Genomic DNA, 368 nt, shown 5'->3' with positions numbered 1-368 from the left:
TTCTAGCCAACATCTCGTTGTCGGTGGATATAGCACATGAAGTTCACGTCGCTCGTGCTGTTAACTTTCGAGGGATTATAGTCGGTGATCCTCTTTCTTTTAATAATAATGAAGAAGGATTTTCCAGATTAATACAATGGATGAACCAGTTAAAAACCCTAAAAGGATTTGATTCTACAATAGTTGGCATGGAACCTACGGGTCATTATTGGATTAACTTATCAAAATGGCTATATGAACAAGATATTGAAGTAGTAACTGTTAACCCCCCTCTTGTAAAAAAGAACAAAGAAAACCGAGATAATTCCCGTTCAAAAAGTGATAAAAAAGACGCTCTTGTCATCGCTGATATGGTGAAAAATGGTTAC

At 36.4% G+C, this 368-nt stretch carries 1 pseudogene; it reads left to right on the top strand.

Going from position 1 to position 368, the window contains the following annotated elements:
- Positions 1 to 368: pseudogene (locus JN080_RS29320) on the top strand (IS110 family transposase); the annotation flags it as partial.

It is taken from the genome of Bacillus sp. EB600 (genome assembly GCF_024494385.1).
Lineage (GTDB): Bacteria > Bacillota > Bacilli > Bacillales > Cytobacillaceae > JAEVLT01.
Note: the sequence above shows the minus strand (reverse complement) of the source record. Positions and strands in the feature narration are given on the sequence as shown.